This is a genomic window from Klebsiella sp. X1-16S-Nf21 (assembly GCF_002837615.1).
In the GTDB taxonomy this organism is placed as follows: domain Bacteria; phylum Pseudomonadota; class Gammaproteobacteria; order Enterobacterales; family Enterobacteriaceae; genus Klebsiella; species Klebsiella variicola.
In genome coordinates this window covers 1-7,081 of sequence record NZ_PJDK01000130.1, presented here as the reverse complement: position 1 = coordinate 7,081, position 7,081 = coordinate 1, and the positions used below count along the sequence as shown (strand labels likewise).

Here is a 7,081-nt window from a genome sequence, read left to right as displayed (position 1 = left end):
CCCTTTCAGAACACTCCGCTGGTGGAAGCGATGCATTATGGCGCACTCTTAGGCGGTAAACGCCTGCGCCCCTTCCTTGTCTATGCCACCGGCGCGATGTTCGGCGTCAGCCGCACCACGCTCGATGCCCCCGCCGCGGCGGTCGAATGTATTCATGCTTATTCCCTGATGCATGATGATTTGCCGGCGATGGATGATGACGATCTGCGTCGCGGACTGCCGACCTGTCATATTAAATTTGGCGAAGCCAACGCAATTCTTGCGGGAGATGCCCTGCAAACGCTGGCGTTCTCTATACTGAGTGATGCGCCGATGGCCGACGTCTCTGATCGGGACCGGCTGGCGATGGTCTCCGAACTGGCGCAGGCCAGCGGCGTGGCGGGTATGTGCGGCGGCCAGGCGCTGGATCTGGAGGCGGAAGGACAGCAGGTGGATCTGCAGGCGCTGGAGCGTATCCATCGCCACAAAACGGGGGCGTTGATCCGCGCCGCCGTCCGGATGGGGGCGCTGAGCGCCGGCGAACGCGGCCGCGCTGCCCTGCCCGCGCTGGATCGCTATGCGGAAAATATCGGTCTTGCCTTCCAGGTCCAGGATGACATTCTCGACGTGGTAGGGGATACTGCGACCCTTGGCAAACGTCAGGGTGCCGACCAGCAATTGGGTAAAAGCACCTATCCCGCCCTCTTGGGTCTTGAGCAAGCCCGGAAGAAAGCGCACGACCTGATCGCTGATGCCCGCCGGTCGTTAGATGAGCTGGCCGCACAATCTCTGGATACTTCGGCACTGGAAGCGCTCGCGAATTACATTATTCAGCGCGATAAATAAACAATAAATGAGTCTCTGATGAGTTTTGATATTGCCAAATACCCGACCCTGGCGCTGGTAGATTCCACCCAGGAGTTGCGCCTGTTGCCAAAAGAGAGCCTGCCGAAGCTGTGTGATGAGCTGCGGCGCTATCTGCTGGACAGCGTCAGCCGCTCCAGCGGTCACTTTGCCTCTGGCCTCGGCACGGTGGAACTGACCGTGGCGCTGCACTACGTGTATAACACGCCGTTCGATCGCCTGATCTGGGACGTCGGCCATCAGGCCTACCCGCATAAAATTCTGACCGGCCGCCGGGACAAAATCGGCACCATTCGCCAGAAAGGCGGCCTGCACCCCTTCCCGTGGCGCGGTGAAAGCGAGTATGACGTGCTGAGCGTCGGCCACTCCTCGACCTCCATTTCAGCCGGTATCGGGGTGGCTATCGCCGCCGCGAAAGAGGATAAGCAGCGGCGCGCAGTGTGCGTGATTGGCGACGGGGCGATCACCGCCGGCATGGCGTTTGAAGCGATGAACCACGCCGGGGATATCAAACCCGACCTGCTGGTGGTGCTGAATGACAATGAAATGTCGATTTCCGAGAACGTTGGCGCGCTGAACAATCATCTGGCGCAGCTGCTCTCCGGCAAGCTCTACTCCACCCTGCGCGAAGGGGGTAAAAAGGTCTTCTCCGGGGTGCCGCCGATTAAAGAGCTGCTTAAACGAACCGAAGAACATATCAAAGGGATGGTGGTGCCGGGCACGCTGTTTGAAGAGCTGGGCTTTAACTACATCGGGCCGGTCGATGGCCACGATGTGCTCGGTCTGGTCAGCACGCTGAAGAACATGCGCGACCTGAAAGGCCCGCAGTTCCTGCATATTATGACCAAAAAGGGCCGCGGCTATGAGCCTGCCGAGAAAGACCCGATCACCTTCCATGCGGTGCCAAAATTCGACCATACCAGCGGCGTACTGCCCAAAAGCAGCGGCGGTCTCCCTTCCTACTCGAAAATCTTCGGCGACTGGCTGTGCGAAACGGCGGCCAAAGACAGCAAGCTGATGGCGATCACGCCGGCGATGCGCGAAGGTTCAGGGATGGTGGAGTTTTCGAAGAAATTCCCCGATCAGTACTTTGACGTCGCCATTGCCGAGCAGCATGCGGTCACCTTCGCCGCCGGGCTGGCGATTGGCGACTACAAGCCGGTGGTGGCGATCTACTCCACCTTCCTGCAGCGAGCCTACGATCAGGTGATCCACGATGTGGCTATCCAGAAGCTGCCGGTGCTGTTTGCTATCGACCGCGCCGGGATTGTCGGCGCAGACGGTCAGACGCATCAGGGAGCGTTCGATCTCTCCTTCCTGCGCTGTATTCCGGATATGGTGGTGATGACCCCGAGCGATGAAAATGAATGTCGCCAGATGCTGCATACCGGCTACCATTACAGCGACGGCCCCTGCGCCGTGCGCTATCCGCGCGGTAGCGGCACCGGCGCGACGCTCGAGCCGCTGGCATCGCTGCCGATCGGCAAAGGGGTAGTGAAACGTCAGGGCGAGAAAATAGCGATCCTCAACTTTGGCACCCTGCTGCCGGAAGCCGCGGCGGTAGCGGATAAACTCAACGCGACCCTCGTGGATATGCGCTTTGTGAAGCCGCTGGATACGGCGCTGATCCTGCAGCTGGCCGGCGAACACGACGCGCTGGTGACGCTGGAAGAGAACGCCATCATGGGCGGCGCCGGCAGCGGCGTGAACGAAGTGCTGATGGCCCATCGCCGGGCGGTACCGGTGCTCAATATTGGCCTGCCGGATTATTTTATTCCTCAGGGCACTCAGGAAGAGATCCGCGCCGACCTCGGCCTTGATGCCGCCGGTATTGAAGCCAAAATCCGCGACTGGCTGGCATAATTGCCCCTTCCGCTCCTGCTATGCTTAAGGGATACCCTTGATGAATAGCAGGAGCGCACTATGCACTATATCCCCCTCGGTGATACTGCCTTACGGGTTTCCCGACTCTGCCTCGGCTGCATGACCTTCGGCGAGCCGGACCGCGGCAGACACGCCTGGACGCTTCCGGAAGAGAGCAGCCGCCCGCTTATCCAGCACGCTATTGAAGGCGGCATCAACTTCTTCGATACCGCAAACAGCTACTCCGACGGCAGCAGTGAAGAGATCGTTGGCCGCGCCCTGCGCGACTTTGCCCGCCGTGATGAGGTGGTTGTCGCCACCAAAGTGTATCACCAGGTCGGCGATCTGGCGGAAGGGCTTTCCCGGGCGCAGATCCTGCGCTCCATCGACGACAGCCTGCGCCGTCTTGGGATGGACTATGTCGACCTGCTGCAGATCCACCGCTGGGACTATACCACCCCGATTGAAGAGACCCTCGAAGCGCTGGACGAGGTGGTGAAAGCCGGCAAAGCGCGCTATATCGGCGCCTCGTCCATGCATGCCCGACAGTTTGCCCAGGCGCTGGCGCTCCAGCAGCAGAACGGCTGGGCGCGCTTTGTCACCATGCAGGATCACTACAATCTGATTTACCGGGAAGAAGAGAATGAGATGCTGCCACTGTGTCAGCACAACGGCGTGGCGGTGATCCCGTGGAGCCCGCTGGCGCGCGGCAGACTGACCCGCCCCTGGGGAGAGACCACCGCCCGGCTGGTTTCGGATGAGTTCGGCAAAACGCTTTACAGCACCAGCGAAGAAAACGACGCGCAGATCGCCGGGAATCTCGCGGACGTGGCGGAAGAACTCGACGCCAGCCGCGCCCAGGTCGCCCTCGCCTGGCTGTTAAGTAAACCTGGCGTTGCCGCGCCGATTATCGGTCCATCGCGTCAGGAACAGCTCGACGACCTGCTGCAGGCGGTGGATTTGACGCTTTCTCCGGAACAGATCGACAAGCTGGAGGCGCCGTATCAGCCGCATCCGGTGGTGGGATTTAAGTAACAGGTGTGGTTTCCCCGGCAGCATGATGCTACCGGGGAGAGACGATTAAAGCAGACCGATGGGCCAGTGATGGCCAATGACATACAGCACGCCGGCCGAGATCACGCCGGCGACGATATCGTCGACCATAATCCCCATTCCGCCGTGGATATTGCGGTCAAACCAGCGAATCGGCCACGGCTTCCACATATCGAAGATACGGAAAATCACGAAGCCAGCGGCCACCCACTGCCAGTCCAGGGTCGGCAACGCCATCAGGGTGATCCACATCCCGACAAACTCATCCCAGACTATACTGCCGTGGTCATGGGTGCCCATATCTTTGGCCGTGCGATGGCACAGATAGACGCCAATACAGATGCTCATCATCACCACCAGCGAGTAGAGCTGCCAGGGGAGAAAGGTCATCAGATACCAGAACGGGATCGCCGCCAGCGACCCCATCGTCCCCGGTACCACCGGGCTTAAGCCGCTGCCAAAGCCAGTCGCCAGCAGATGCCACGGGTTACGCATGCTCAGGCGGCGTAACGCCTCGTCTCGACTACGCAAAGTGATCGTATCCCTTTAAATCAAGCGCGACCGGCTTACCATCGCGGATAAATTGCAGCCCTTCGCTCTCCGGCGCAATCTGTCCGATACAGGTAAAACGCGCGCCAAGATGGCCAAGGGCCACGTCCAGCGCCCCGCGGTTCAGCTCCGGTACGGTAAAGCACAGTTCGTAATCTTCCCCGCCGGCGAGCGCCCAGCGCAGCGCCTGCTCGGGCTCCACCTGGCGCAGTATCGCGTCGGAATACGGCATGGCATCGAGATCGATGCGCGCGCCGCAGCCGCTGGCTTTAAGAATATGGCCCAGATCGGAGATCAGGCCGTCGGAAAGATCGATAGCCGATGTCGCCAGGTCACGCAGCGCCTGACCCTGCAGCACGCGCGGCATCGGGCGCAGATGACGAGCCAGCAGGTAGTCGGCGTCAGACGGTTCATCCACCGTCAGCCGGTTCTGCAGCACCGCCAGGCCGGCGGCGCTGTCTCCCGGGGTGCCGGTGACATAGATCCAGTCTCCTGGCTTCGCGCCAGCGCGTTTCATGGCGCGCCCTGGCGGCACAAAGCCGTGAATACCCAGCGTCATGGAAAGCGGGCCACGGGTGGTGTCACCGCCAATCAGCTGCATATCGTAATAGTCCAGCTGGACAAACAGGCTGTCGCTAAAGGCTTCCAGCCAGGTTTCATCCACCTCCGGCAAAGTCAGCGCCAGCGTGAGCCACGCCGGTTCCGCGCCCATCGCCGCGAGGTCGCTCAGGTTCACCGCCAGCGCTTTATAAGCGAGGTCGGCAGGGTCGATATCGGGTAAGAAGTGATTGCCCGCCACCAGGGTGTCGGTGCTGATTGCCAGCGTTTTTTTCTCGGGGATATTCAGGAGCGCGCAGTCATCGCCGATGCCGGTTTCAACATCAAGGCGGGCGCTTTTAACGCGATCAAAATAACGGGCAATCAGGGAAAATTCGCCGCATGCCATACGTTATGCCTCAGCAAAGAAAAAAATAAGGCCGGGTTCGCGGGATCAGATCCTGCAAAGCCCGGCCTGGCGTTTACTTTTTGCGGGGACGAATTACCGGAGCCGCTTTGTCCAGCACGCCGTTGACGAACTTATGGCTATCTTCAGCGCCGAAGGTTTTCGCCAGTTCGATAGCTTCATTGATGGCCACTTTATACGGTACGTCGTCACGTTTGGACAGCTCAAACAGCGCGATACGCAGCACCGCTTTTTCCACCTGGCCCAGCTCTTCCAGCTGACGGGACAGGTAGGGCTTCATCAGGCCGTCGAGGTACGCGCTGTTAGTCGCCACTCCGGACAGCAGTTCACGGAAATACAGAACATCTACATCTTTTACGTCCTGTTCCGCCAGGAACTGGTATTCGACATCAGCGATGTCGTTGTGGGACAACTGCCAGGAGTAGAGCGCCTGGACGGCACACTCACGGGCGCGGCGACGAGCAGCAGGTTTCACGGAATTCCCCTTACAAAAATCAGGCCTTGATGGCTTTCAATACGTTAATCATTTCCAGCGCGGTCAGCGCAGCTTCTGCGCCTTTGTTACCGGCTTTGGTGCCAGCGCGCTCGATGGCTTGTTCAATACTTTCAGTGGTCAGAACACCAAAGGCTACCGGGATTTCGCTGTCCTGAGCGACATGCGCCAGGCCATTGCTGGCACCGCCAGCCACATATTCAAAGTGGGCAGTACCGCCGCGGATCACCGTACCCAGCGCGATCACCGCGTCATATTTACCGGTTTTCGCCAGTGCGCCAGCCGCCAGCGGCAGCTCATACGCGCCTGGAACCCAAACAACGGTGATGTTTTCATCTTTTACCTGACCAATGCGTTTCAGGGCGTCAATCGCACCTTCCAGCAGGCTGTCATTGATAAAGTTGTTGAAACGCGCAATGGTGATGGCGACGCGAGCGTCCGGGGTAGCAACGTTAGCTTCAATAATGTTCATACTCTTCCTTCGGGTTCATGTGCCCCGCAAGGGGGGCGGATTTTATCATATTATTCTGAGCGCTGCTTCCTAATAATCAGGAAAGCCTCACGCAGTGGTTAAATGCAGGCAGACATCCGGGCCAACCTGACGTATCTCATTGAATTTGAAATGGGGGGCCTGGCTCAGTTCTTCAAGCCCCGGCAGCGCGCATAATCCACGCGCCGCATTGCCTAACAGTTTAGGCGCAATATAGACGATAAGCTCGTCGACAAGGCCAGCCTGCAGCAGCGCCCCGGCGAGCGTCGCTCCCGCCTCTACCCAGACGCTGTTCACCTGCTGTTTGCCAAGCAGCATCATCAGCAACACCAGATCGAGATGGCCGTTATATTCCGGCACCAGCAGCGTACGAACGCTTTCCGGCCACTGGCGCTCATCCGCACGCAGGCGGGCAAACAGCGTTTCTCCTGCCTGCTGCACAATGCGGTGCTCAGGCGTGACGCGGTTCTGACTGTCGATGACGACGCGCAGCGGTTGGCGCAAATTCTCTTCGGGATACAGCGCCTGAGTATCCGCGCTCAGCTCCTGCCAGCGCACGGTCAGCGCCGGATCGTCCGCCAGCACGGTGGCGCTGCTGGTGAGGATGGCATGACTTTGGGCGCGCAGACGCTGCACGTCGCGTCGCGCCTGCGGGGAGGTGATCCACTGGCTTTCACCGCTGGCCATCGCCGTGCGGCCGTCCAGCGAGGCGCCCAGCTTCAGCTGCACCCAGGGAAAACCGGTGCGCATCCGCTTCAGGAAGCCCTTATTCAGCGCTTCCGCTTCGTTCATCATCAGCCCGTGGCTGACGTCAATACCGGCCTGC

Annotated in this window: 8 protein-coding genes; 3 read left to right on the top strand and 5 right to left on the bottom strand. The window is 59.9% G+C overall.

All coding sequences use genetic code 11. From position 1 onward, the window contains the following. From ispA to CW267_RS29265, 3 genes are all read left to right on the top strand, one after another. Positions 1-825: (2E,6E)-farnesyl diphosphate synthase (gene ispA, locus CW267_RS29275; RefSeq protein WP_101148703.1), on the top strand; the 825-nt coding region annotated here is incomplete at its 5' end. A gap of 18 nt (positions 826-843) precedes the next feature. Continuing rightward, positions 844-2,706, top strand: a complete 1,863-nt coding sequence (dxs, locus tag CW267_RS29270) for a 1-deoxy-D-xylulose-5-phosphate synthase (protein ID WP_016160374.1) — start codon at positions 844-846, stop codon at positions 2,704-2,706. A gap of 60 nt (positions 2,707-2,766) precedes the next feature. Continuing rightward, positions 2,767-3,741: an aldo/keto reductase gene (locus CW267_RS29265; RefSeq protein ID WP_016160373.1), complete on the top strand. Its 975-nt coding sequence runs from the start codon at positions 2,767-2,769 to the stop codon at positions 3,739-3,741. Positions 3,742-3,786: 45 nt separating this feature from the next. Here the strand turns inward: CW267_RS29265 and pgpA are convergent, their stop codons facing one another. From pgpA to ribD, 5 genes are all read right to left on the bottom strand, one after another. Then, a complete protein-coding gene (gene pgpA, locus CW267_RS29260; RefSeq protein ID WP_008805378.1) occupies positions 3,787-4,290 on the bottom strand; it encodes a phosphatidylglycerophosphatase A in 504 nt (167 codons plus the stop codon). Then, positions 4,283-5,254 (bottom strand): thiamine-phosphate kinase, encoded by a 972-nt coding sequence (gene thiL, locus CW267_RS29255; RefSeq protein ID WP_088717847.1) that lies wholly within the window; start codon positions 5,252-5,254, stop codon positions 4,283-4,285. The genes pgpA and thiL overlap by 8 nt, the downstream gene beginning before the upstream one ends. Positions 5,255-5,327: 73 nt before the next feature. Then, the gene (gene nusB / locus CW267_RS29250; RefSeq protein WP_008805376.1) at positions 5,328-5,747 is read right to left on the bottom strand and encodes a transcription antitermination factor NusB; all 420 of its coding nucleotides are present in this window, start codon (positions 5,745-5,747) and stop codon (positions 5,328-5,330) included. A 19-nt stretch (positions 5,748-5,766) separates the two neighbouring features. Beyond that, entirely contained in the window at positions 5,767-6,237 is a 471-nt protein-coding gene (gene ribE / locus CW267_RS29245) for a 6,7-dimethyl-8-ribityllumazine synthase (protein WP_001021161.1), read from the bottom strand. 87 nt (positions 6,238-6,324) lie between these two features. Beyond that, a partial coding sequence (gene ribD / locus CW267_RS29240) for a bifunctional diaminohydroxyphosphoribosylaminopyrimidine deaminase/5-amino-6-(5-phosphoribosylamino)uracil reductase RibD (protein WP_101148702.1) occupies positions 6,325-7,081 on the bottom strand: 757 nt, incomplete at its 5' end.

Excerpts from the sequence above, each read along its gene's own strand:
- ribE (WP_001021161.1), bottom strand. The coding sequence starts at position 6,237 with ATGAACATTATTGAAGCTAACGTTGCTACCCCGGACGCTCGCGTCGCC.
- thiL (WP_088717847.1), bottom strand. The coding sequence starts at position 5,254 with ATGGCATGCGGCGAATTTTCCCTGATTGCCCGTTATTTTGATCGCGTT.
- dxs (WP_016160374.1), top strand. The coding sequence starts at position 844 with ATGAGTTTTGATATTGCCAAATACCCGACCCTGGCGCTGGTAGATTCC.
- CW267_RS29265 (WP_016160373.1), top strand. The coding sequence starts at position 2,767 with ATGCACTATATCCCCCTCGGTGATACTGCCTTACGGGTTTCCCGACTC.